Origin of the sequence: Paenibacillus ginsengarvi (assembly GCF_003626695.1) — a bacterium.
In the GTDB taxonomy this organism is placed as follows: domain Bacteria; phylum Bacillota; class Bacilli; order Paenibacillales; family NBRC-103111; genus Paenibacillus_AB; species Paenibacillus_AB ginsengarvi.
Map to the genome: position 1 here is coordinate 183,593 of NZ_RBAH01000014.1, position 24,301 is coordinate 207,893.

General features: G+C 53.5%; 18 protein-coding genes. 5 read left to right on the plus strand and 13 right to left on the minus strand.

What is annotated here, in order from left to right; all coding sequences use genetic code 11:
- Nucleotides 1-8: 8 nt before the first annotated feature.
- Nucleotides 9-719, plus strand: coding sequence for a metallophosphoesterase family protein (locus tag D7M11_RS19780; RefSeq protein WP_120748972.1), 711 nt, complete (start codon nucleotides 9-11; stop codon nucleotides 717-719).
- 234 nt (nucleotides 720-953) lie between these two features.
- Complete coding sequence (locus D7M11_RS19785; RefSeq protein WP_120748973.1) at nucleotides 954-2,273, plus strand: ABC transporter substrate-binding protein; 1,320 nt, start codon at nucleotides 954-956, stop codon at nucleotides 2,271-2,273.
- Nucleotides 2,274-2,426: 153 nt separating this feature from the next.
- Here the strand turns inward: D7M11_RS19785 and D7M11_RS38130 are convergent, their stop codons facing one another.
- Nucleotides 2,427-2,639, minus strand: a complete 213-nt coding sequence (locus tag D7M11_RS38130; protein ID WP_147433463.1) for an AgrD family cyclic lactone autoinducer peptide — start codon at nucleotides 2,637-2,639, stop codon at nucleotides 2,427-2,429.
- A gap of 37 nt (nucleotides 2,640-2,676) precedes the next feature.
- Here D7M11_RS38130 and D7M11_RS19790 point away from each other — a divergent pair, with 37 nt between their 5' ends.
- Nucleotides 2,677-3,774, plus strand: a complete 1,098-nt coding sequence (locus D7M11_RS19790) for an ABC transporter substrate-binding protein (protein WP_420818436.1) — start codon at nucleotides 2,677-2,679, stop codon at nucleotides 3,772-3,774.
- A 46-nt stretch (nucleotides 3,775-3,820) separates the two neighbouring features.
- On the opposite strand, the gene D7M11_RS19795 is transcribed toward D7M11_RS19790, so the two are convergent.
- The 3 genes from D7M11_RS19795 to D7M11_RS19805 form a co-directional block, all read right to left on the minus strand.
- Nucleotides 3,821-5,290 (minus strand): ABC transporter permease family protein, encoded by a 1,470-nt coding sequence (locus D7M11_RS19795; protein WP_147433465.1) that lies wholly within the window; start codon nucleotides 5,288-5,290, stop codon nucleotides 3,821-3,823.
- 292 nt (nucleotides 5,291-5,582) lie between these two features.
- Entirely contained in the window at nucleotides 5,583-9,965 is a 4,383-nt protein-coding gene (locus D7M11_RS19800; protein WP_120748976.1) for an S-layer homology domain-containing protein, read from the minus strand.
- A gap of 468 nt (nucleotides 9,966-10,433) precedes the next feature.
- Nucleotides 10,434-11,204, minus strand: a complete 771-nt coding sequence (locus D7M11_RS19805; RefSeq protein ID WP_120748977.1) for a hypothetical protein — start codon at nucleotides 11,202-11,204, stop codon at nucleotides 10,434-10,436.
- Between the two features lie 166 nt (nucleotides 11,205-11,370).
- Here D7M11_RS19805 and D7M11_RS19810 point away from each other — a divergent pair, with 166 nt between their 5' ends.
- Both D7M11_RS19810 and D7M11_RS19815 read left to right on the plus strand, forming a co-directional pair.
- The gene (locus D7M11_RS19810) at nucleotides 11,371-12,114 is read left to right on the plus strand and encodes a response regulator transcription factor (RefSeq protein WP_120748978.1); all 744 of its coding nucleotides are present in this window, start codon (nucleotides 11,371-11,373) and stop codon (nucleotides 12,112-12,114) included.
- Complete coding sequence (locus tag D7M11_RS19815) at nucleotides 12,092-13,495, plus strand: sensor histidine kinase (RefSeq protein ID WP_120748979.1); 1,404 nt, start codon at nucleotides 12,092-12,094, stop codon at nucleotides 13,493-13,495. Before D7M11_RS19810 ends, D7M11_RS19815 begins: the two co-directional genes overlap by 23 nt.
- A 113-nt stretch (nucleotides 13,496-13,608) precedes the next feature.
- On the opposite strand, the gene D7M11_RS19820 is transcribed toward D7M11_RS19815, so the two are convergent.
- The 9 genes from D7M11_RS19820 to D7M11_RS19860 form a co-directional block, all read right to left on the minus strand.
- Nucleotides 13,609-14,757, minus strand: a complete 1,149-nt coding sequence (locus D7M11_RS19820; protein ID WP_158606731.1) for an extracellular solute-binding protein — start codon at nucleotides 14,755-14,757, stop codon at nucleotides 13,609-13,611.
- A 112-nt stretch (nucleotides 14,758-14,869) separates the two neighbouring features.
- Nucleotides 14,870-16,231, minus strand: coding sequence for an ABC transporter substrate-binding protein (locus D7M11_RS19825; RefSeq protein ID WP_120748981.1), 1,362 nt, complete (start codon nucleotides 16,229-16,231; stop codon nucleotides 14,870-14,872).
- Nucleotides 16,232-16,517: 286 nt separating this feature from the next.
- On the minus strand, nucleotides 16,518-17,393 hold the full coding sequence (locus tag D7M11_RS19830) for a metal ABC transporter permease (RefSeq protein WP_120749005.1): 876 nt from the start codon (nucleotides 17,391-17,393) through the stop codon (nucleotides 16,518-16,520).
- 2 nt (nucleotides 17,394-17,395) lie between these two features.
- On the minus strand, nucleotides 17,396-18,331 hold the full coding sequence (locus D7M11_RS19835; protein WP_120748982.1) for a metal ABC transporter permease: 936 nt from the start codon (nucleotides 18,329-18,331) through the stop codon (nucleotides 17,396-17,398).
- A complete protein-coding gene (locus tag D7M11_RS19840) occupies nucleotides 18,328-19,104 on the minus strand; it encodes a metal ABC transporter ATP-binding protein (RefSeq protein WP_120748983.1) in 777 nt (258 codons plus the stop codon). Before D7M11_RS19840 ends, D7M11_RS19835 begins: the two co-directional genes overlap by 4 nt.
- 32 nt (nucleotides 19,105-19,136) lie before the next feature.
- Nucleotides 19,137-20,105 (minus strand): metal ABC transporter solute-binding protein, Zn/Mn family, encoded by a 969-nt coding sequence (locus D7M11_RS19845; RefSeq protein ID WP_420818437.1) that lies wholly within the window; start codon nucleotides 20,103-20,105, stop codon nucleotides 19,137-19,139.
- Nucleotides 20,106-20,356: 251 nt separating this feature from the next.
- Complete coding sequence (locus D7M11_RS19850) at nucleotides 20,357-22,387, minus strand: peptidoglycan D,D-transpeptidase FtsI family protein (protein WP_120748985.1); 2,031 nt, start codon at nucleotides 22,385-22,387, stop codon at nucleotides 20,357-20,359.
- Nucleotides 22,388-22,399: 12 nt separating this feature from the next.
- Nucleotides 22,400-23,104, minus strand: a complete 705-nt coding sequence (locus tag D7M11_RS19855) for an HAD-IA family hydrolase (protein ID WP_120748986.1) — start codon at nucleotides 23,102-23,104, stop codon at nucleotides 22,400-22,402.
- 29 nt (nucleotides 23,105-23,133) lie between these two features.
- Complete coding sequence (locus D7M11_RS19860; protein ID WP_420818435.1) at nucleotides 23,134-24,285, minus strand: transglutaminase domain-containing protein; 1,152 nt, start codon at nucleotides 24,283-24,285, stop codon at nucleotides 23,134-23,136.
- Nucleotides 24,286-24,301: the final 16 nt, after the last annotated feature.

Consider the following 24,301-nt stretch of genomic DNA (forward strand, 5'->3'; position numbering starts at 1 on the left):
TAAGCCGCTTGAAAGCACTGATCATCTCCGATATTCACGCCAACATTTACGCGCTGGAAGCCATCTGGAAGGCGGAAAGCGACAGCGAGATCGTATACTGCGCAGGCGATCTCGTCGACTACGGCCCCTTTCCCCGGGAAGTTCTCGCCTGGGTTCGCGAGCGCCGCGTCGTAATCGTGCAGGGCAATCACGACAGGGCCGTCGCCAAAGCTTATCGCAGCGGCGAGGAACTGTGGAGCATCCCGAACGAGGAGCTAAAGTGGAGGCATCACAACGCCCGGTTGCTAAGCGAAGAGGACGCTTCCTTTCTGGAGTCGCTGCCTCTCTCCGTCTCCTTCATGATGGACGGCGCCGCTTACAGCATGCAGCATATGTACATCGATTACGATACGATCGTAAGTTTGCCTCAGTTCGAAACGTTCTGGGAGCAGCAAACGTCCGGCGACGTGCGGGATTCGGCGAACAGAAGGCTTATTTTCGGCCATACGCACCGCAGATGCATTCACTATCTCGGCGATCGCGACCTGTGGCTCAACCCGGGAAGCATCTCGTACCGCCGCAAGGATGATCCAACGAAGACGGCCCACTATATGACGATTACAGATGGGCGAATCGAAATGAAGAGCCTAAGCTACGACCGTTCGCCGCTATACAAGGCGGTTTTGGGCACTCGCCTTAGCGAGCCCGAGACGGAGACGGCCATCCGATTTTTCAGTTAAGACAGGCAGGCTGCCGGTTACCGGTAGCCTGCATTCTTTTTTGGGCGGCATCCCCGCGGCCCTTTTGTTCCCTGCGGCTTTTTTCCCCGTTCATAATCGTGAAAATGACTACTTGCAGGAAATATTTGGCCGACGCCGAGCAAAAAAGTATGCCAAAATAAGGTTGCTTTCGCTTCTGCTATAGAAGAAAGATGAAAACGCTGTCATTTTCTACAAATCGGGGGAGGGTTTTTATTGAAAAAGCCGCACATCGCAACATCGCTCGCGCTTGCCCTTGTTATGACGAGCATTCTTGCTGCTTGCAGCTCAGGGACGAAAAAGGATCAACCGGCGACGCCGGCGACAGCGAATCCGCCGTCCGCGAGCGAATACAAAGGGGGACCTGCCGAGCTGCTCGTGCTCGATGTAAACACAGGCACAACGGACGAGCAATTCAAATCGTTTTTTGTCGATCCGATCAAAGCGAAGTATCCCCAAATCAATCTCGTCAAATCGGCCGATACGCTGGACAAATTGCTCGCGGCTGGGACACCACCAGATCTCGTGCTCGTCAGCAACGCCTCCCTCGCCACCGTGCTCGAGGCAAACATTCCCGAAGATTTGACGCAGATGATCAAGACGTACGGCGTGAACCTCAGTCAGATGGAGCAGGCCGTCGTACAGCAAATGCAAAAGCTCGGCGATCAAAAAGCGTTTTACGGCCTGCCCTTCTATATGAACTACGGCGCAATGGTATACAACAAGGATATCTTCGATAAATTCGGCGTTCCTTATCCGAAGGAAACGCTCAATTACGACGAGCTGCTGGAGGTGGGCAAAAAACTGACCCGCACCGACGGCGGAACCGACTATATCGGCGTCATGCCTCCGGATCTCAGGCAAATGTACTGGCAATACGGCGTACCTATCGTCGATAAAGCTACCGGCAAAGCAAAGCTGACGACCGACAAACATGCGCAAGTCTTTTCACTGTTGAAGCAGTTTTACATGATTCCCGGTTATTTGCAGAACGGCAATCACAGCCACTCCGTCGATTTGTTTTTCAAAGAGCAGCGAATGGCGATGTATCCGAACTGGGTCGCCGCCATGATTACGTTTTTTACCCGGGCGGGAACCAAAGACTCGTTTAAATGGGACGTCATGGCGCATCCGAGCTACCCCGACCGTCCCGGACTCGGCAAAGAAGTCGACTTTGCCATTGCCGTCGTCAATAAATCCAGTAAATACAGAGAAGCCGCGTACCAGGTTCTGCTCAGTCTCTTGAGCGAGAATGTGCAGACGAAGCAGAGCAAGGCCGGACGCCTGTCGGTGCTCAAAAACGAAGACATTCGCGAAGTATACGGCTCGGACAGCGACATTTACAAAGGGAAAAACTTGCAATCCATCTTTAAAGTGACGCCGTCCCCACTGCCGGATGCGTCCAAATACGATCCGAAAATCAACGCCCTGCTCATCGGCGAGATCGTCAAAAGCGTGACGGTTGGCGGCACGGATATCAATACCGCTTTGCGGAATGCCGAAGATAAGGCGAACAAAGAAATCGTAATTCCTTAAAACGTTTCGACCCGCCCTCCCAGCGAGAGGCGGGTTTCGTTTTTTCCCGACAAAAAAGCTGAACCTGCGAGGGACGAATATAGGAAAAAATTCTCGTGTGGAGAGACCGAATTTATGCAATAATATTTCGTAAGCGTTTCCAATATAGTGCCATTATATGGACCTGGGAGGGGTTTCGTTGAACACGCTTCGCGCCGTTTCATCGCTAACGCTCGCATCCGTCATCATGGGCTCTTTACTCGCATGCAGCCAGAACCAGCAAAAACCGGCGGCAGAGCCGGCCGCTTCGCCCGAAGCCGCGAAAGCGGCAACCGAGTACAAGGGAGGCCCTGCCGAGTTGCTCGTACTCGACGTCAGCAGCGGCATGACGGACGATCAGTTTAAAGCGTTTTTCGTGGACCCGATGAAAGCCAAATACCCTCAGATCAACCTCGTCAAAGCAGTGGACGGACTCGACAAGCTGCTCGCCGCAGGAACCCCTCCCGATCTCGTGCTAGTTAGCAACCCCGGACTGGCTACCATTCTGGAAGCGAACATCCCCGAAGACTTGAACCCGATGATCAAAACGTACGGCATCAATATCGGCCAGATGGAGCAGTCCGTCGTCCAGCAGGTGCAGAAGCTTAGCGATCAAAAGGCGTTTTACGGCATGCCGTTTGCCATGAACTATGGCGCGATGGTGTACAACCAGGATATTTTCGATAAATTCGGCGTCGCTTATCCGAAGGAAGGCATTACGTACGATGAGCTGCTCGAGCTGGGCAAGAAGCTGACCCGTACCGACGCCGGAACGAATTACATCGGCGTCATGCCGCCGGATCTTAGGCAAATGTACTGGCAGTACGGCGTTCCCGTCTTCGATAAAGCTTCCGGCAAATCAAAATTGACGACTGACCAGCACGCCCAGGTGTTTGCGCTGCTGAAGCAGTTTTACGCGATTCCCGGCTATTTGCAGAACGGCAACCACAGCCTGTCCACCGATTTGTTCTTCAAGGAGCAGCGGATGGCCATCTACCCGAACTGGATTGCCGCCATCAATACGTATTTCACGAAAGCGGGCACGAAAGATGCGTTCAAGTGGGATTTGACCACCCATCCCCGGTACAGCGACAAACCCGGACTTGGTAAAGAGGTCGACTTCCATATGGTCGTCGTCAACAAGTCGAGCAAGTACAGGGAGGCCGCCTACCAGGTGCTGGTAAGCCTGCTCAGTGTCGACATGCAGACGAAGCTGAGCAAAGCCGGTCGCCTGTCCGTGCTCAAAAACGACGAAATCCGCAAAGTATACGGCTCCGATAACGACGTGTACAAAGGGAAAAACTTGCAGTCCATTTTCAAGGTGACGCCATCCCCCTTGCCGGAAGCTTCCAAGTACGATCCGAAAATTAACGCCCTGCTGACCGGCGAAGTGGTCAAAAACGTCATGGTGAACGGCACCGACATTAATACCGCGCTGCGGAACGCCGAGGATAAGGCGAATAAAGAAATTGTTATTCCGTAGATGTCAAAGGCCCCGCTCTAACGACTCGTTAAGGCGGGGTATTCATTTATAATCTTCGAATTTCGCCGAGCAGCACCTCGGACGTTAGCCACTTCCGGAACACGATCAGCAGGATTAGCGGTAACAACGCCACTATCGCCCCATATTGCAAAAGGAGCGGATCGCCAAGCGGTATGCGCTGTTTCGGATCAGCACTGGACAATAAAGACCAAATCTGCGTGATCGGCGAAAATCGATCTTTGTTCGCTATATACAAGAATGAACTGTAGTAGGAATTCCAGAGCGAGACGAACTGCAGCATGCCCAAGGTAAGCAGAGGCTTCCACACTTTAGATATAAACAGAGAGAAAAAGGTTCGCATCTCCCCTCTCTTTTCCGCAGAAGCTTGCTGCTTCAAATCGGCATATTTGCTGTTGAATATCGCACTAAGCACGAATGCATGAATAACGGTTAAGATGCCGAATAACATCGTCGGAAAAATCGTATTGAGCATACCCAAGCTGCCGGCAAGTAAATATTCGTGCATAGCAGTACCGGATCCCATCAGCATAACCGCGATAAGAAATCCTTTGTACAGCCCCCGTCCCGGCAAATCCGGAACGGTCATCGGGTAGGCCAAGGCCACCGTCATCAGGAGACCTGCAATTGCGGCCGCCATGCTGAACACGAGGTACAACGTAAAATTGCTTCTTTCCAACAATGCTGCCAAACTATATCCTGAATTGGACTGGACCGTGAATGGATGGATGAACAGGAAATACATCGGCACGAGCGCGATAAGCGCAAACAACACCGAAACTGCAATACCGACTATCCGTCCGCCTTTCTGCACATCTTGCAGCTCATTAGTGTCTGCATAACCGCTAAATAAGTCTTTCAAAAACGCGCCCCGGATCAAAAAGTAAGCCAATCCTGTCAACAACAGTTGAACGATGAATTGGATGAGCCATACTGTTCCCGCTCCGCTGACGTTTAAGCCCATCATTCCTTCCCGGAACATATAGATGTCCAGTGTGTCTCCAACACTCCTGACCAGGGGATTGTTAAGCAAGTGGATCAGCTCAAAATTCGTAGTCAACAGCGTAGAGAGTTGCAAAACCATAAAAGCCGTAATAGCCCGGGTAGCAGGAATGACGTTCATCCGGACGAAGCTTGGAATCGCCTCTCCCTCCCGCTGCCGTACTGCCGCATGTCTCGAGCCGATAGCCGCTAAAGCGATCACTACCGGAATTCCGCATGTTTTCAGCACTTCCAGCAAGATCAGCATCGGCTGGAATAAACGCACATCTCCCCACACAAGCCCTTGAATGGATAGCGGCGGGGACTGCGTAGAAGAGACCAACACCAGCGCCATATACGCAAAAATGATCGAAGGAATAAAATACGGGACGAGTAACAGCGTCGTCAAGGCGGTCCGCAGCTTTCTGGAACGAAGCGCGCTGACCGCAAGCGCCAAGACCAGAGCCGCGACAGCGCATATGAGAATATAGCCGCCTTTGATCAGAACTGTATTCATAAACGCGCTCCGAAAGGCCGGATTGGCGAACATCTTCGTCAAATTGCTCATTCCTGCCCATTCGCTGCCGATGATTCCCTTATGTAATTGAAAGTGGATAAAAGGCACTCTAGTGGCAAAAAGGAAAGGCAGGAGCTTGAACACGAGTATCCATATAAGAGCGGGTACTATCAACACATAATGAAATCTGTATGTCCAGACGCGGCGAAAAAAAGAATGCATACCAGTGCTCCCTTAACATGAATATATGATGAAAACGGGAGCTCTACGTGAAAATAGAGCCCCCGCAACGTTAATTCATAAATCCGGCGTACTGCAGCATCCGTTTCAGCAAAACCGCGACTTGCGCGCGTGACGCCTGCTCGGCCGGAGCGAACCGGTCGGCATCGACGCCATTCATGAGGCCCGCCTGCACCGCTTCGGCAACGGCAGCTTGCGCCCAGGCGGAGATCGTTCCGCGATCGGCGAAAACCATCAGCTTGTCGGAAGATGCCGACGCTTTCTTGCCGGTCATCGCAAGAGCGCGCGAGATCATCAGCGCCATCTGCTCGCGGGTGATCGACTCGTTCGGGCTGAAACGCTTCTCCTCGACGCCGGTGACCAGCCCTTTGCTGGCCGCAGCCGCTACGGAGCCCGCAAACCACGCGTCGTTCGGCACGTCCGTGAAGGCCGTACGGCCCGTTTTCTCTTCGGCGATCCCGAGTGCGCGCACGAGCAGCGAAGCGAACTCCGCCCGCGTGATCGACTGATCGGGCTTGAACGCGTCAGCCGAGGCCCCCTTAACGATCAGCTTCGACGCCAGCAGCTCAATATCTGCTTTCGCCCAGTGTCCCTGCAGGTCGGCGAACGTCTTCGGCTTCGTTTCCACTACAGCGTAAACGCTGTTGCCCTGACGCATCATCCGTACCTCCGTCTGACCGTTCGCCGTGGCGAACACGGCCGGGACGAAGTGCAGCTCGCCCGTGACCGGATCGATCCGTACAGCGGTTGCCCGCAATGCATCCACCGCTTGCGTCAGCGTAAACGTACGGGATACGAACGTATTCCCGAAGTCGTTCATGCTTTGCGACTTCTCGCCCGCGCCGACCGTAATCGTAAACTCCACGGGAGCGGCGAGCAGCGTCATCCCTTCTTTTTGCGCTTGAGCTGAAATTTGTTCAGCTGCGGCACCAGTCACTTGCTCCATTGTCACCGTAATTTGGACATCCTTCGCTTCAATCCCAAGCTGCTTGGCGATCGCCGCCGTATCGAACAGCCCGATCGGCAGCTCGTATGCGACGTTGTTGCTGCGAATGGACAGAACTACTCCCGACTCGGCGGAAGCTCCGGTGAACGCGTTTGCCGGGATAACGACTTTGGCGTTTTCCGCATCCTTCAGATCGATCACCGCTTTGCCGCCCTGCTGGCCGGCTTGCTTCATCGCTTCCGCCAGCTTGGCCGCATCAAGCTCGGCTACGGCATACGTTTTGCCGTTAGACGTTTCACTTTTGGTAACAGGCGTATACGTTCCCGGCTGCGGCGTTTCGTTAGTGGATGGGGATGGTGCTCCTCCTCCGCCAATCGGGCCTGGGGCGCTTGTTCCGGGATTGTTTGTTCCTGGGTTGCCCGCCCCCGGATTTTCCGTTCCCGGATTACCTGTCCCGGGGTTCTCTGTTCCTGGGGTCCCTGTTCCCGGGTTACCCGTTCCGGGGTTCTCTGTTCCCGGGTTCTCTGTTCCCGGGTTTTCCGTTCCCGGGTTTTCCGTTCCCGGGTTTTCCGTTCCCGGATTGCCGGTTCCAGGGTTCTCTGTTCCTGGATTCCCTGTTCCGGGGTCAATCGGCCCTCCGTCACCTCCGCCGCCTCCCACAGTTGCGTACGGCTTGGCGACTCGCGTGCTTTCCAGCATCATAACTTGCTCCCGTTTCACCGTCACATATACCGATCCTGCCGGCGCCTCGAACGAAGGGACCTGGATGACGACGGAATCTCCTTCGGAAATCTTGGATGCCATCGGATACGGTATCGTACTATTGCCATACACTTTTATTTCGTCGCCTTTTATCAAACCGTTCACGGTAATCGTCGCGCTCTTTTCAAGAAGCTTGTTAACTGCAACGATTTGCTCCGGTTTCAATGCCGGGCTATACGTTCTATCGAACAGCTTCGCTATGGTCGGGGTTGCACTTTCTTCTCTCCCGTTCCATGCGTAAACGCCTAGCTGCATGTCCGCGATCATCCGGGTATTCATCGGAATTTGCACAAAGATGTAGCCCGAACGACCCGTACGGGCCACATTGCTCAGTTTGTTCCCGTTTTTGTCCAGGAAGTAGATGTTGTAGCCTTTGATGTTCGTATCGCTATTATAATCATACCAGGACAGGACTCCACCGATCTCATCCACATCGCCGTCTTCGTCGTTAAAAGCTACAAACGACGGAGAGCGCAAGTTCATATTAACCGGCAACGTTTTGAGCGATTCTGACGCGGTATTGTCGTACACGGATGTCATAGAGTGAAAAAGATCAGTCGGCGGCCACTCACCGAATCGATTGACCGGCATCACGCTCAAATTTACAGCTCCGGCAGGGATATCCGCCACGTCGATTTTCAACTCATACGCATGTATATCGTTCCGGTCGACCTCATAAACTTTTGCTGATTCGATTACATTCATCGATTCTCCGATAAACAGAACCTGGTACTTCTCGATCCCCTTCTCATCGCCGCTCGGAACCCACGTCAACCTCGGCTCGGTCTTTCCTCGCAATGGATTATCGTCGACCAGCCGTACTTGGGCTGCTTGGGCAAACGGGGAGTCCCAGATCGAGCGAATCAGGCCCGTCTCGCTTTCGCCGTGCTCGTTTTTGGCAAACACCCCGATTTTCGCCGCTCCTTTGGGAATAGCCGTATGTGGATTCAGGAACGGAAGGAAATCGCCGAACATGGTGTTATCTTTAAAAGCAGACGTCGTCGTTTCCAAAATCGGCTGCATCCGCTCGTCGTTATCATTGAGAAAATAAGCGATGAACGACGTTATTCCATTGCTGGAACCGTAAGGGCTGAGCCATTGCAAGCGTCCTCCGAGATATCCCGCTTCTTTATCGGTATCCTGATGGAGCAGCCATCCCGGCCACAATAGATCCGCCGGTGCCCCGGACGCTCCGACGGCTGTCGAAACCGGTTCGTCCGCAACGTTATCGGCAATCGGCATATACGTGATTTTTTCGAAATACGTGCCGTCCTTCCGTTTAAATTTGACGGCAATATGTTTGGCCGTATTGTCCGCAACATGGCCGAGCGACAACGATTGCTTGTCCTGCGTTTTGTTCAAAGGCACAGTCGCTACCTTCTGGAGCAATTGACCGGACAAGTCAGCGTAGTACACTTCGAAGTTGGCATACTTCGGATTCGGCCTGTTCTCTCTCCAGCTAAGCTCGAGATCGATTGTACCTCTGGCCGCATTACTGTCGGCAATTTGCAAATTTTCAATTCCGATCGAGTAATCGTTCACATTATCCGTAATATAGGAAACTGCATATTGTTTGCTTTCTCCGATGTCGTTTTTGGAGAAAATACCGAATTGGACAGCTTTATCCGGTACTATGGTACCATTGGGAATCCAGTATCCGGGGATTTCCTTTTTAGGTATGGTCACCACGGGCTGTCCGATTTTATTTCCTTCGCTGTCCATAAAATAGATCACATAATGAGTAATGAACCTTTCATCAACTGCTGGGTTGAGTCCGAAATATCCCCCGATCGTTCCCCAGTACTGGTCCATATCGTAAAAGTAGGAACCTCTTGAAAGCGATATCGGGACTTGCCCCTGCGGGTCAGCGAGCTTCAGCGACTCTATGGAGTCGTACTTTTTCAACACATTCAAATCAAAGTAATATACATAAATATGGCCATTGCTATCTACAAACAAGTTGGTCGCCATATCGTAATCCGTTATTTTAATACCGGTAGCTCGGTTATATAGGGATTTCACGGTAAATTGGTAGTTCCCATCCGCATAAAGCGTCCAAAAATCTTCGGATTTCCCCTTCAATTGAAGGTCCGAAGCCGATAACGCATAAGGTCCCCAGTATATCGTATCGCCGGATCTCACCGGTCCGGGCGCTCCCGTATAGATCAGTTCGGCGTTTTGGGCCATAACCGTGCCTGTCGCTGCGTTTAGCTTGAGCAGTCCCAGATTCGTACTTACGAATAGCACGTTGTCAGTCTGGTCGTACCAGAAAGTAAACAATTGCGCTTGCTCGTAACCGGCGATCGTCACTTTCTCGTCAAAGCCTGTACGAATGTTGATTTTACGCAGCTCGGAGGTCGCTCCGCTAGTATAATAAATATGATCGGCGTCGGCATCGACGGCACTAGTGCCGCTGTTCAGTTTATAATCGTATACCGAACCTGTCACCGATGTACCGTAGGCCGTATCTACGACCGAAATTTTTTTATCGCCAGGAATCGCGATATAAAGGTTGCCGTTCGCATAGCGAATGTCCAACGGTTTGGATGATAATTGTACGTCTTTTTTGACCGAGAAATCGGCCGTATCTATGAACAGCAGCCTTGAGCCATCGTAGCTGATCGCATAAATGTAGCGGCCATCGGGGCTAGTTACCCATTTGCTAATACCTTGCGAAAATGTAATCGTTTCCCCCGAAACGTTATAAACAAACTGGGAAACAGACAAACTGGAAGTGAAACTGTTTTGGCTTCCTGCCGACTCGGCTCTACTAACGGCAGCAGGAAAACATAGTGAAACTAATAAACAAAGCATAATTGCGTAAAGTACCCATTTTCGGGCTACTGACGACTGCGACAACACAAATACCTCCCAACTAAGATGATTGCATGACTTCCCTACCTGTAATATCCAGATCTGCCCTCCCTAATAGAAAAACTAGAATATTATACCTATTCGCATAGTACCAAATACATTTACTCATGTTTGTAGAATCGTGTCGAAATAGTAAATATTTATAAGAAAATAGTCTAATCCAGGATTAATTGCGGTATTGAATCGTAATTTTACAACGCCAAAAAGCTGTCCCAATGGGTCCTTCCGGCCCATAAGACAGCTTTCGCTTCTATCTAGTACATTCCGATTCTAACCTTCTCTTCGACCTGCTTCCGCTCCTTCTCCTAATCCGTCGCCGATTTACTGCTGCGGTTCAGCCGTTTCCGCCGGAACCGTCTGAATATTATACAAAGCTAGCCCGCCGCTTGCTTGGCTTGGATCGGCCTTCAGCGATGCGATCTCCTGCTTGTACAGATCAAGCTGATGCGCCAGCGCTTGCTTGATCGCCGCGCCGTCCTCGGACCGTGCCGCTTCGTCAAGCGCCTTCCAGCCATCCAGGAAAGCATTCGTCAGCGGCTTCGCCTCGCCACTTATGGATACGGCAGTGGCGGTCGCAATGCCCGGTATGCTCATCACCGTTACCCCAGCGGTTACGCCGTCTTTGATTTCAAACGGCGTCAAGGAAACGGTCCCGATCGGGGCCTCAGCCGTGTCGAGCGTAATCGTTTGGGCTGGCGTTAAGGTTACCGCCTCCCCGGATACCGATTCCAGCTTGAACGATACCATCCCGGCTTCGTCCGCATCGGCGGCCTGTGCGGCTCTGCTCAGCGTCACCGATTTGATGGATGCCATGCCCTCGCCATCGGCAGGCAGCCCGAACTTGTCCGACATCGCTTCGCGGTACTGCTCGAGCGTTTGTTTCCAATCGCTCACGGTTTCCGGCGCATACTTCTCGGCCAGCTTCACCGGGTCAGTTATGGCAACGGAGGATACCGCTACGTGGAGAGCGGCCGGCGCCGTGCTGACGGAGGCTTGCGATCCGGCATTCTCCGCAAACACCGAAGGACTGGCGATTGCCGAAAGCAAAGCGGTAGAAAGTGCGATTTTGCTGAAAAGTTTGTTTTTCATCATGGATTAACACTCCTTTGGGTTGTTTGTCGCTTGCAGTTCCAAGTGTACAAACAAACTGTGGCAATCCATGTAATGGAATGTGGAAAAACGATGGCAGAACGCCCGTGCGCCGCTTGCTTTGGTACAATAAGTACGAACACGGAAATAACCTTGGAGGGTGACAAGGATGAACGAGTACTGCATAGCCGTCGTAGACGACGATCGACATATTCGCGAGCTGGTACAAGCTTATTTGCATAAGGAGCATTTCCGCACGGTTGGTCTATCCTGCGCCGAGGAAGCATGGGAGCTATGGAAAACGACGCCACCGGATATGTGGGTGCTCGATATTATGCTGCCCGGCATGGACGGGTACGAATTTTGCAGACGCATCCGCTACGAAGCGGAGGTGCCCATCATTATGATTTCGGCCAGAGACACCGAGGTCGATAAAATACTCGGACTTGAGCTCGGGAGCGACGATTATATGGTGAAGCCGTTCAGCCCGCGCGAGCTAGTCGCCCGGGTGAAGCGTCACATTCACCGGACGTACAAGCTGAAGGCGGCGGAAGGCGGTAAGCGCGAAGAATCCCCGACTGCGGCGGCGCTGACGATAACAAACGGGCAACTGCAAGTAATGCCTGAGGCAAGACGCGTATTCTGGTGCGGAGACGAGGTGGACTTGACCTCGAAGGAGTTCGCTCTGCTGAAGGCGTTCGCCGAACGGCCGAACCGGGCGTTTACGCGGGACGAGCTGCTGACGATCGTCTGGGGCGACGATTATTTCGGCAGCGACCGCGCCGTCGACCATCTGCTGAAGCGGCTGCGCAAAAAAATCGGGCAGCTGCCGATCGAAGCGGTATGGGGGCACGGCTACCGGCTGCGCACGGAGGAAGGAGGGGTGGCGGATGAAGCTGTTCGTGCAGATTAATGTGGCGTTCGGCGTTTTGCTCGTTTTTATTTTGTCGGCCATCGCCGTTTTGTTTCATTTTGTACTGCTGGATCACTTTATTACCGTCCAGAAAAACGATATGCAGCAGGCCAGCGCGACGATTTCCACGCATATGCAGGCCGACAGCGTGGCCATGTCCGGCGTAACCGGTGCAGCCAGCGTAGCCAACGTAACCAGCGTGACCACCCAGCCGAGTGCCGCCGCGGTCGCCATATCGCCGATCACGGCGACGCTTACTCCGGTGCTTGGCTTCGATGCGGTCATCACCGATAATGACTCCAACATCGTGTACAGTACGCTTCCCGCTTCTACCTTACACATAACCGCGCAAAAGCTGGACAACGTCTCCGGCGTGCAAATCGTACAGGAAGGCAAGGACGAACGATTTCTCGTCGCCTCGAAAACGATCGACGCCGGCATGCTGACGCTGTTTACGCCAATGAGCAAAATCCAGGCGATCGAGAAATCCCTGCTCGGACGGCTGCTCGTCGTTCTTTGTATCGGAGGCGCGCTCGTGTTCCTGCTCAGCCTCGTCATTACGAGAAAGCTGATCAAGCCGCTCATGCAGCTGCAAGGCGAGCTGCGCAAGGTGGAAAACCGCCGGTTTTCCGAAGTGAAGCGGATCCGGGCCGGCGGGGAAATCGGCGTCGTTGCGGAAACGGTGTACGACATGGCGGAGGAACTGGAGAAATATAACCGGATTCAGAAGCAGTTTATCCAAAATGCGTCGCACGAGCTGAAAACCCCGCTCATGTCGATAGCCGGGTACGCCGAAGGCATACGCGACGGCATCTTCGAAGGCGAAGACGTCCGCAAAGGGCTGGACGTTATTATTAGCGAAAGCGGCCGGCTGAAAAATATCGTTACCGAAATGACGCTGCTCGCCAAGCTGGACGGCGAGGAGCATATTTTCCGGATGGACGCGGTCCCGATAGCCGAGATGATTACGGAAACGATCGAACGGATTAATCCGCTGCTCGTCCGAAACGGGCTGGCGGTAGAGGTGGACTACAGCGACGAAGCGGCTCGCCGGACAGTAATCCGGGCCGACCGGGACAAGCTGCTTCAGGCGCTGCTGAATGTCGTATCGAATGCGACGCGTTATGCGCGCAAGGAGATTCGAATCCGGATCAGCCGCGGCAAAAAACAGATCGACATTTCCATTACGGACGACGGCGACGGCATCCCGAGCAGCCTGCTGCCGCATCTGTTCCACCGTTTCGTCAAAGGCAAGGACGGCGAAACCGGACTCGGACTCGCCATATCCCGTGCCATTGTAGAGCGGTGCGGCGGCTGTATCGCGGCACGCAATCACGAGACGGGCGGAGCCGACGTATCGATGCGTTTTCCGGCTGCATAGGTGAGTGGTTCACGCGATGCAAACAGCCGATTCAGCTTCAGCATTAGCCGCGATCCAGAAGCACTATTTAATAGCAATACTGGAAGTTTAGAAACACCAAGTACAGTTAAATCTTAGGGAGCATTAGCTGAACGAAGTAACTGCCTGCCCTCGGTCTGAATTTGCTCCAAAGCTTCATCGGGCAATAGCTTGCCTTTTAGAACCGCATCCGCCTTCAGATTAATCAGCTTACTTAGGTCGGCTGCATAATTCGCAGGGAGTTCATTTCTACGTATATTTTCATACGTTCCGAACGTATCCATGTTCAGCCTGTAGAACGGCTCCAGCGATACGCCGGACTTTTCCTTACTATATTTGGATACTCGCGAAGATAACGATTGAAATTGCAATTGGGCAACGGCGTCTCCATTCACAAATCTCAGGATTTGCCAGGCGAGATCCGGAGAGGGAGATTGGGCATAGATGGAATAAATATTATCCAATCTGATCGAATGGCTAATCCCGCGATCCTGAGAGAAAGAAGGCCTTGTAACGATGCTCCAATTGATGCCGCTCCCTTTCTCTTTTAGTGTAGTTATGTAATTGGTGTCCTCCAAAGTCATCGCCACGTTGCCTGTAAGAAATTGATCCGTGACGTTCGTATCGACAATTCCTTTCTTGTTCCAGTCCATGATGGATTGAAACAATCGCCGCATAGGCTCTGTATTCATTTGCAAGTTTTTCATCGACGTATCGTAGTAGCTGAGATGCTCAGCCTGGGCAAACAAAAATAGTTGGCCGGAGATCGTCCCATAATATCGAAAGCCGAAGATTTTCGTATCCCCTTCTCTGGTCGGAAATCGTGCGGCCAGCCGGTACAACTCCTCCCAGCTCATCTGATCGGTCGGATAAGGAATGCCGAATTTGTTAAACAAATCGATATTGTAATAAATAGCGGTGCTATTAAACACGGGAGCCAAACCGAATACGCCGCCACCGCTAATTTCCTTCAGGTAATGGACTATGGGAGTATGCATCTGCTCAAGCTCGAATGAATCCTGTTTGATTCGGGTGCTTAAGTCCAACAAGGAACCCTGTTCCAGCATCTTAACGTAGATCTCGGGCTTATCAAACATGACAATATCCGGTTTCGACCGGTCGATCTGTTCCATAACCTGATCTGGGGTGCCGGGCGCCACGTTAACAACATCGAAGATGACGTTTGGGAAATGGAGCGGCAATATCCTACCGGCTGTTCCATAGTAGCCAAACGAATTCATCATCGCAATTTTCAATACTCCAGAAAGTTTGTCTGGTTCCGGCTTGCTGCCAGAGCAAGAAGCGAGGAGAAGAGCCGTAAGGATTAACATACCGAACAGGCGGATGCGTTTTATTCTACTCATCTTTTGCCTCCCGATCTTGCAGCAACAGAGCGTTCCCCTGTTCCTGAATGATGCGCAAAGCGTCTGAAACCGACAATTTGTTGTCCAGCAGGTCGGGAAACAGTTGTTCGACAAGCTTGTTAACCCCGGCAGGCGTTTGCGCTTCTGCCACGCCCTTCTCCTCTGTCTCCAATGTGTAAAAGGCCTCGAAATTTTTGGACTGCGGGTATACGATATTTTTCATTCTGACAGGCAGCCTATTGAATAATAGGCCGTATATGCTCGCATTCGTTTTCTCCACCTGATCGCTGTGTAGTAGTTCGATTGCGTTCCAGCTTTCTTCGGCGAGAGAAGTTCCTGAAGATATGGCATGAATGGTTTGAAAGTTTACATATTCGGAAGGTATCGGACCACCATGGCTTGGCAAGGAAACGAGATCCCAGTTCATATCGGGTTGAAGCCGCTTAATATCATTAATAAGCAACGGCGAATCGATGGTCATAGCCGCTTTACCGTTTGCAAACAGACTGCTTTTTCGGGCTTCCTCGATAACCGCCTCGTAATTTTTTCTCCATTCGTTGTTTTGCAATTGTGTTTCCAGTAATGACGCGTCAAACATCGCTCCCGAGCGATATGCGTCAATAACGGTGGTGAATGCCTTTTCCCAGGCAGAAGTTTGAATCGTCATGCTACGACCGGCGGCATCCGTCCATTGCAAGCCTTCCATATTCCCCACATAACGCAAAAAACTTCTTGGGGTCGTATTTTTCATATAAAATCCGACGATCGGCTCCCCGTTTCCTTGCTGCGCAAACCGATATGCCAAATCAAACACATCCTTAAAGCTCATGCCATTGCGCGGATATTCGATTTTCAATTTGTCGAACAGATCTTTATTGTAATATAACGCGTTCGTTGAAAATGAAGGAGGCAAGCCGTATACGTTCCCTTGTCCTTTGTCGCGGAAAAGTTTGGTTACAAGGGGGGCATACTGGTCGAGATCGAACCGATGCTTCGCGATGTACGGATCCAGAGCAAGCAAATAACCTCCCTGAATCAACGCGTCGAACAAGCCCGGAATAGGCAAAATCGTAATAATATCCGGTTTATGCATATTCATAAACTCGATATAGGATTTTATCGTCTGTTTACCCGGCTGCATCAGTTCCGAGTAGGGAACGATCTCTATTTTTAATTCGGGAAATTTATATTCCACTATATTCGCATACTCGCGACGGTAATTTTCCTCATTCAGAAACATCAGCTTGACAACTTTTTGTTGCTCGGGAGCTTTCGTTTGATCACAGCCCGTTAAGACGGTCGGGGCTAGAAGCCCTATACATAGCATCGTTGCACAAACGTGCGCCTTTTTCATTAAAATCCTCCGCTAGTTTGTTGCATAATGTCATCGATAAAACCCAGATAACATTTCAGATACAAAAGTGAAGTAGAAACCTTACTTTTCAATTTTATATGGATATTGAATATTTTTCCAGTAGATTGTTTTTATCCAACTCGGACTCGCCATATCTCGCGCCATTGTGGAGCGGTGCGACGGCTGTTCGGCCGCATAGATAAGCGAGGTTCTTGACGCAACAAAGACGCCTTCATCACCGCTCGCCGGAGTCGGTGTGAAGGCGTCTTGTTGCGTAACGATGAGATTAAGCCGCCACTTGCGCGCGGCGCTGACGGAGCAATTTCCGCACGACGCCGTGGGTCGGGCTGAACAGGAAGGCGAGCACGAACAGCACCCCGACCGTCGCCACCATGCAGCCGGCAATCGAAGCGTCGAGCGAATCGGCGACGAAATAACCGATCACCGAGGCAGCGACTCCGATCAGGACGCTCAGCGTTATCATGACGCCGAGCCGCTCGGTCAGCAAATACGCCGTAGCCGCAGGCACGATCAGCATGCCGACGACAAGGATGGCGCCGACGCTCTCGAACGAAGCGACAGTCGTAACCGAGACGAGGCCCATGAGCAGGTAGTGAAACAACGCCACGGGGATGCCTACAGCGGCGGCCATCGCCGGATCGAACGCACACAGCTTGAATTGCTTGTAGAACAAGCCGAGAACGACGGCGCTCAGCAGCAGCACCGTACCGACCATCCAGACCGCCTTCGGCAGCTCCAGCCAAGCCGGGCCGAGCGTGTCGAGACCGACGAAGGCGATCTCGCCGTACAGGACGCAGTCCAGATCGAGATCGACCTTGCTTGCAAACATGCTGACGAGCAGCACGCCGGCGGAAAATAAAGCCGTAAACACAACGCCGATCGAAGCGTCGGATTGCACCCCGCCTTGCTGGAACAGCTGGATCAGAAAGACGGTGACAAGTCCGATCGCGGCCGCGCCGAACAGCATCGCGACCGAGTCGCGGGTGCCGCTGATCAGGAAAGCGATAACGATGCCCGGCAGCACCGAATGGCTGATCGCATCGCCGATCATCGACATGCGCCGCAGTACGAGGAAGCTGCCCAGCAAGCCGCAGGCGGCCGCTACCAAGGCGCCTGTCGTCAGTATCCATACGTCGTTCATATTCATGCCGTTCCCCCCCGCTGCGCCTGCCGCGCTTCATATTCGGCGTTCGCCGCACGTTTCACCGATGCTCGCAGCAGCAGCTTCGACACGACGCCGCGCTTCGGCGCGAACAGCACCGACAGCACGAACACGCCGGTTGCAGCCAGTACACTAAGCGGTCCGGTCGGCAAATTGTCGTCCAATGTGCTGAGCAGCGTGCCGATCATGCCGCTAAAAGCCCCGAATAAACCGGAAAGCACGACCATAACGCCGAGCCGCTCCGTCCAATATCTGGCCGAAACGGCCGGTGTGATGAGCATCGCCGCCATCAGCACGACGCCTACCGCCTGAATGCCGACGACTACGGCGACCACGATCAGAAACATCATCAGTTGGTCGAGGACGGCTACAGGCAGCCCGAGTCCTCTGGCGAAGCCAGGATCGAAGCTGAGCAGCTTGAACTCTTTGTACAACAGGGCGCATAAGCCGGTAAGCACGACCGAAACGATCGCCATCGTCATCACGTCCGTCATGACCATGCCCGCCGCCTGCCCGAACAAAAATTTATCGAGCCCGCTCTGATTGCCGCTGTCGCTATGCTGGATTTGCGTCAGCAGCACGATGCCGAAGCCGAAAAAGACGGATAGTACGATGCCGAGCGCCGCGTCCTGCTTGATGCGGGAATGGCGCGTCACGTAACCGATGCCGAAGGTCGCGATCAATCCGGCGATCGCCGCGCCGATCAGGAAGAAGAAAATCGATTTGGAGCCGGTCAGCATGAAGGCAATGCATATTCCGGGGAGCGCGGCGTGCGCCAGCGTGTCTCCCATCAGGCTCATTTTACGCAAATAAGCGAAGCTGCCGAGAATGCCGCTGCTCAGCCCAAGCAGCACCGACGCCGTTAAAATCCAGCGGACGTTCGGGTCTTGCAGCAGTACGATCAATTTGCTTATCATAGGCGATCACCCGATGTCACCAGATCTCCCGGAGATTTCTCCAGAACCGCGAGACGGCCGCCGTATGCGATCTGGAGATTGGCCGCCGTAAAGACGCTCTCCGTCGGGCCGATATCGATCAAGCGCTCGTTCAGCAGCATGACCCAATCGAAATATTCTTTGACCGTGGACAAATCGTGGTGAACGACGAGCACCGTCTTCCCCTGCTTTTTCAGCTCGTTCAGCAGCGTAATGATCGCCTTTTCCGTAGCGGCATCGACGCCGACGAACGGTTCATCCATCAAATACAGCTTCGCATCCTGGGCGAGCGCCCGGGCGAGAAAAATACGCTGCTGCTGGCCGCCCGACAGCTGGCTGATTTGCCGCCCTGCGTAGTCGGCCATGCCGACCTTCTCCAGGCATTCCATGGCGATGCGCTTCTCATGGGCGCCCGGCCGTTTAAACCAGCCCAAGTGTCCGTATCGGCCCATCGTTACGACATCTAGCGCGCTTGTCGGAAAATCCCAGTCTACCGATTCGCGCTGCGGCACATAACCGATCAGCCGGCGCTGCTGCGTGTAGGGCTTGCCATAAATGAGCACCTCGCCGCGCGCCTTCGGAATCAAGCCCAGCGACGCCTTGATCAGCGTAGACTTGCCCGCCCCGTTCGGCCCCACGATCCCGATCAGCTTCCCTTCCGGCACCTCGAACGTCACGTCGCTCAGCACCGGCTTTCGTTGATAAGCGACCGTCAAACCATTCACCGCAAACGGACTTCCCTTGTTCTCTCTCATCTGACTTTCTCTCCCTTCCGTTATTTGCCCGTTTATTTCAAAGCGCCCACGATCGTATCCACATTATGCCGCACCATGCCGATATAGGTCCCTTCGGCAGTTCCTTCTTCGCCCATCGCATCGGAAAACAGCTCGCCGCCGATCTGTACGATATGGCCTTTTTCTTTCGCCCCGCTCACAACGGCCTGAATCGTTTTTTTCGGTACGCTCGATTCGACGAATACGGCCTTGATCCGGTTTTCTACCAAAAAATCGCGCAGCTGAGACACGTCCTTCAGTCCTGCCTCCGACGCGGTGCTGATCCCCTGCAAGCCCATGACGCGTATGCCGTAAGCTTCGCCGAAGTAACCGAAGGCGTCGTGCGCCGTCACCAGAACGCGTCCTTTTTCCGGGATTTGCGCGATTTTCGCTTTCGTCTCCTCGTGCAGCTCCCGCAGCTTGGCAAGATAAGCATCCGCATTCGCGCGGTACTTCTCTGCGTTCGCGCCGTCCAGCCGAATCAATTCGTCGCGCACCGCTTCGGTCGCGCTCATCCAGTTGCGAACGTCGAACCAGATGTGCGGGTCATGCGCGTCGCTGCCGTCGCCCATATCGCGCAGCGCGGACTCGGGGATATTGCGGGACACGGCGACCGTCGGCTTTTTGCGCCCCAGCTTCTCGAGAATGCTGGCCATCTTCCCTTCGAGATGGAGCCCGTTGTAGAACACAACGTCGGCATCGGTCAACTTGTCGATATCCCCCTTCGTCGCTTTGTACAAATGCGGGTCGACGCCGGATTTCATCAGTCCGATCGCTTCGACCCGGTCGCCTCCGACATTGCGGACGATGTCCGTGATCATGCCGATCGTCGCCGTCACCTTGAGCTTCCCTTCGGTTCCGCTGAAAGCGGACCGGGATGCCGAGCACCCGCTCGCCGCAGCGACGATAGCGACAAGCAGCATCGCGTATAAAAAACGGCGCACCGCGCGGCTTTGCATCAATTTTTTCAGCATCGTATTCAGCCTCCGTTAGTTGTCGTTCCGTTATTGATCGCTTGAAGACATACGTTCCATAATATTACATAGTTTCCCCTATGCCTAATAGTTGTCCTTATGCCTCTTTATTGCATTTGGTTTTCTTTTTTAATTATATGCAAATATGTTTCCCTAATGCAACAATTATTTCAAAAAAATTTAGCCTGCATTCTGCCCGAAAAATCAAAGGAGCTAGTGTTCATTTGAACACTAGCTCCCCACTAGACCCTATGACCGCTCTACGGCTGCTGACCTGCATTCGGATTCGGCACGCCGGTGAGACCGATCGACCGATCGTACGCGTCGAAAATTTTCCGCGCGATCGGCGCGGCACCGTAGGAGCCGAAGCCGCCTTCAGGCACAACGACCGCAATCGCCAGCTTCGGCTTATCGGCCGGCGCATAGGCGATAAACACCGCGTTGTCGACGTCCTTGCCGGCAACGCTCTGGGTCGATGTTCCCGTCTTCGTCGCAACCGTATACGGGAAGCCGTCGAAGCCCTGCTTGTTAACCAGTTCCATGCCATTCTGCACCGCATTCCAATATTCAGCCGGAATATTCACTTCGTTCAGCACTTCCGGATCCGGCTCTTTGACGATCTGGCCGTCGTTCGTTTCGATTTTTTTGACGAACTGCGGCTTCATCCGTTTCCCGCGGTTGCCGAGCATCGCCGCATATTGAACAAGCTGGAGCGGCGTATATCGCCCAAGCTGCCCCCAGGAGGCGCGGGCCAGCGCGGACTGCGTACTCGCCTTCTCGGCTTCATGAAAGTAGTCCAGCACGCCTTCCTTCTCCCCTAGGAGACCGCTGCCGGTCAAGACGCCGAGGCCGAACTGCTTCATGTAGCTGTCCCACGTTTCGAGCCCGTTGGGCCGAGCGTATAGACGCAGTCCAACCATATCCGTCATATACGTATTCGAGGAATGCGCGAGTGCGGAAATCACGTTAAGCTTGCCCCAGGGGCGGCCGTCGGAGTTGCGAATCGTTGTCTTGTCTTTCCCGAACGTCGTAAAGCCGTTATCATAATACGTTTCGTTAATCGTCATCAGCTTCTCCTGAAGCCCGATGAGCACGGTAAGCGGTTTGATCGTGGAGCCCAGGTAGACAAGCGACGACGGATGCTTCGCTCTCTCCTTCGGATCCTTCCAGTTCGCCGGCACGTCGGAGATCGTCCCGTTGCGGTAATACAGCATAATGTCGTTCCATTCCTGGTCGGTTAGCCCGCCGTACCAATAGTTTGGATCGTAATCCGGCATACTCGCCATCGCAACGACATTCCCGGTATCGACCTCCATCGCCACGGCGTAGCCGGTCGTAGCATTCGGGGCGTACGTGTACCGGTCTCTCGCCGGATTTTTAATATATTGCAGATGATTCACGATCGCTTCCTGCGCGGTGAGCTGCACGTCCTTGTCGATCGTCAGGTACAGGTTTTGGCCTTTTTCCGGCTTCGTGATCGAGACGCCCCCGACGATCTTCCCTTCCGCGTTGACCGGATAGCTCTTCACGCCGTTTTTGCCGCGCAACTCTTCTTGGTACATATATTCGATGCCGTCAAAGCCGACGTACTCGTTGTCGAGATATTTTTCAGTCGGATCGGTCGACTTGGCTTTCTCCTGATAAAACTTCAGCCCGTTCGTGTTGCGCGCACCGGAAAACTGCTTCAGATAGCCGACGAGCTGAACGGCGATATGCTTGTCGTTGTATTCGCGGATGCTCTCCTCCTGAATATCCACACCTTTGAATTCGTCGCGGTACCACGAAAAATAGGCGATTTCCTGCTGCGTCAAATCTCCTTTGATTTTCCGCGGAATCGAGTAATAGCTTGGCTCCTTCGTCCTATTCTTGTTCAAGTCATAGCCGACGTCCATCAGCTTGATGATCTCTTCGGCACTTATCGCCTTCGCGGGGTCGCCGTTTTTTCGGAAAGCGTCCTCGAGCTTCCGCGCCAGCGCGACGATTGCATCCTTATCCTTGTTGCTCGCATCGACCGTGTAATACAGCGACTGCGTTGAAACCGATGTTGCCAGCGGGTAGTTGTTCCTGTCGAAAATGCTGCCCCGGATCGGCGGGATCGAATGGGGAATGATCGTGCTGTTCGCCTCTTCCTCGGAATAACGCTTGCCGTCCACAAATTGCAGCAGCGCCAGACGAACGATCAAAATCGAAAATAGCAAAAACGTGCAAAAGAAAAAGAAGTTCAGCCGGAACGAAAAATGCCGGCGCCGGACCAGTTCTTTTTTGTCCGGGTCTTCCATGCTTACAGCCATAGCTCTCTCTCCTTACCCGAGCTCTTCGAGCGAAACGATACCGTCTCCTGTCATATAGGCGTATCTCTTTATTTTGACGGCGCGGATGCCGATTTGGTTCGGTGCCCATATGTCATTTTTATCGTGATCGCCTATATACAGCGTTTCCTCTGCCGCTGCCCCGGCCTCCTGAAGGGCCAGCCGGAAAATAGCCGGATTCGGCTTCTCCAGCCCCACCTCGGTCGAAACGATAACCGGGTCGAAATAATCCAGAATGCCTTTATGGCGCAGGATCGCCTTGAGCGTAGGGGCAAAATTCGAGACGATGCCCAGCCGGTAGCCGGCCCCCTTCAGCCTCTTCAGCGACTCGATTACATCGCCGAACAGCTCGTACGGCTCCGGAGAGGTGAACACGTCGTACAGCTCGTGGCTCCACCGGTGGATAATCTCTTCGTCGTGATGCTCATCCACGCCGAGCCCGTTCAATACATAGGAATAAATCCCCGCCCAGAACAGCCGGTCCGATTCCGGCGAACAAAGCTCGGTGCCGTCCGACTGTTTCTCGTAATAAAATTTGCGGAATGCCTCGTCGAACAGAAAGCCTATCTTCTCGCTGTCCCGGTGCAGTTCTTTTTCGGCCAAATATCGCTGCAAAATGTCGCGTGCGCCGGGAATCGTGAGCAGCGTATCGCCCGCGTCAAATAAAATGATTTTTACGCCTTGAAGGGAAACGTTCATGCTGTAATCTCCTTGCCGATTGTATGATGCTAAGCGTCGCGAATATGCGTCTTGTCGAAGCCGGGCGGATCAAACCAGTTGCCCCCGCTGGACATCCACGTCGAATCGAGCGGAACCCACTCTTTGCTGTCGGCCAAATAAACCTCGTTCCAGGCGTGCGGCCCATAGCCGCCCTGGCCGTCGTAGCCAAGACCGGTCACCACCTTTACATCCAGCCCGACCGAACGGGCCATTACTGCGTACAGGCGGGAATAGTCGATGCAGACTCCTTTGCGCGTGGCGAACGTCTCTTCCGGGCTTTGTTCCTTCCAGATCCGCTTTTCCTCATACAGCTGTACTTTGTCATAGTCATACTGCACGCGCGAGCCGACCCACTGGTAGAGCGCCTTCGCTTTCGCTTCGTCGCCGGCATGGGGCGCCGCAATCTGCTTCGCCGCCTCGGCGATATCGCTCGGGATGCGTGCGTCTATAACCTCGTACTTGCGCTGTAAAATATGGTTGAACTCGTCGCCGACCGCTTTGGCGAATACCGGCAAACGGCTGGCCAGCAGCTCGCCGCCGACCGGCTCGATGACCTGCGTCGCTCCTTGCATATAGAGCCCCGACGACTTCACATAGTTCGTAAACGGCGTCTCGGGATATAACGCCGTATAAACGAACAGGCAAGCAATCAGCAGCAAAGCGCGCCCGCAGCCGATCAGCGACCCGATCGCGCCGCCGACGCCGCTGCTCATCCACGACCGGCTGGCGCTCCCGATACTGCCGAGCAGGCCTGTCCGCAAAGCGATGAACAGCCATAGGCGGACAAGAATCGTTTTGCAGGCGAGGTAGGCGATCGCGAACACGGTCCCGACCCGAAGCAGCGGAAAATCGCGCACTCCGGTCACAAACGTATACAGCATCTGCTGGAAAAATCCGATCTCCTCGTTCGGAATCACGATCCGCTTGGCGACGAGCCACGATTGCAGCTGCGGCGACAACGTATCCGCCAGCTTCCAGGCGACAACTACGCTGACAACCGTAGCGACGCCTTCCGCCGCAAACTGCATAAAACGCTGGGCCGAGCCCGATGCGCCGCGTACGGCGCCCTGAATAACGGAAGCGATAACGATGCAAACGAGAACGAGCGAAACAAGGTTGACGGAAACCTGTTCAAGCAGCCATGCGGAATTGGCCATCATCCATTCCTCCCTACGT

What these genes read in the sequence shown, in the direction of transcription:
- D7M11_RS19820 (WP_158606731.1), bottom strand. Translation starts at nt 14,757, where the DNA reads ATGATGAATTCGTTTGGCTACTATGGAACAGCCGGTAGGATATTGCCG.
- D7M11_RS19830 (WP_120749005.1), bottom strand. Translation starts at nt 17,393, where the DNA reads ATGAACGACGTATGGATACTGACGACAGGCGCCTTGGTAGCGGCCGCC.
- D7M11_RS19835 (WP_120748982.1), bottom strand. Translation starts at nt 18,331, where the DNA reads ATGATAAGCAAATTGATCGTACTGCTGCAAGACCCGAACGTCCGCTGG.
- D7M11_RS19805 (WP_120748977.1), bottom strand. Translation starts at nt 11,204, where the DNA reads ATGATGAAAAACAAACTTTTCAGCAAAATCGCACTTTCTACCGCTTTG.
- D7M11_RS19825 (WP_120748981.1), bottom strand. Translation starts at nt 16,231, where the DNA reads ATGAAAAAGGCGCACGTTTGTGCAACGATGCTATGTATAGGGCTTCTA.
- D7M11_RS19855 (WP_120748986.1), bottom strand. Translation starts at nt 23,104, where the DNA reads ATGAACGTTTCCCTTCAAGGCGTAAAAATCATTTTATTTGACGCGGGC.
- D7M11_RS19850 (WP_120748985.1), bottom strand. Translation starts at nt 22,387, where the DNA reads ATGGCTGTAAGCATGGAAGACCCGGACAAAAAAGAACTGGTCCGGCGC.
- D7M11_RS19840 (WP_120748983.1), bottom strand. Translation starts at nt 19,104, where the DNA reads ATGAGAGAGAACAAGGGAAGTCCGTTTGCGGTGAATGGTTTGACGGTC.
- D7M11_RS19810 (WP_120748978.1), top strand. Translation starts at nt 11,371, where the DNA reads ATGAACGAGTACTGCATAGCCGTCGTAGACGACGATCGACATATTCGC.
- D7M11_RS38130 (WP_147433463.1), bottom strand. Translation starts at nt 2,639, where the DNA reads ATGCCGCTGCTGACGTCGAGTACGAGCAACTCGGCAGGGCCTCCCTTG.
- D7M11_RS19815 (WP_120748979.1), top strand. Translation starts at nt 12,092, where the DNA reads ATGAAGCTGTTCGTGCAGATTAATGTGGCGTTCGGCGTTTTGCTCGTT.
- D7M11_RS19790 (WP_420818436.1), top strand. Translation starts at nt 2,677, where the DNA reads ATGAAAGCCAAATACCCTCAGATCAACCTCGTCAAAGCAGTGGACGGA.
- D7M11_RS19860 (WP_420818435.1), bottom strand. Translation starts at nt 24,285, where the DNA reads ATGATGGCCAATTCCGCATGGCTGCTTGAACAGGTTTCCGTCAACCTT.
- D7M11_RS19795 (WP_147433465.1), bottom strand. Translation starts at nt 5,290, where the DNA reads ATGAATACAGTTCTGATCAAAGGCGGCTATATTCTCATATGCGCTGTC.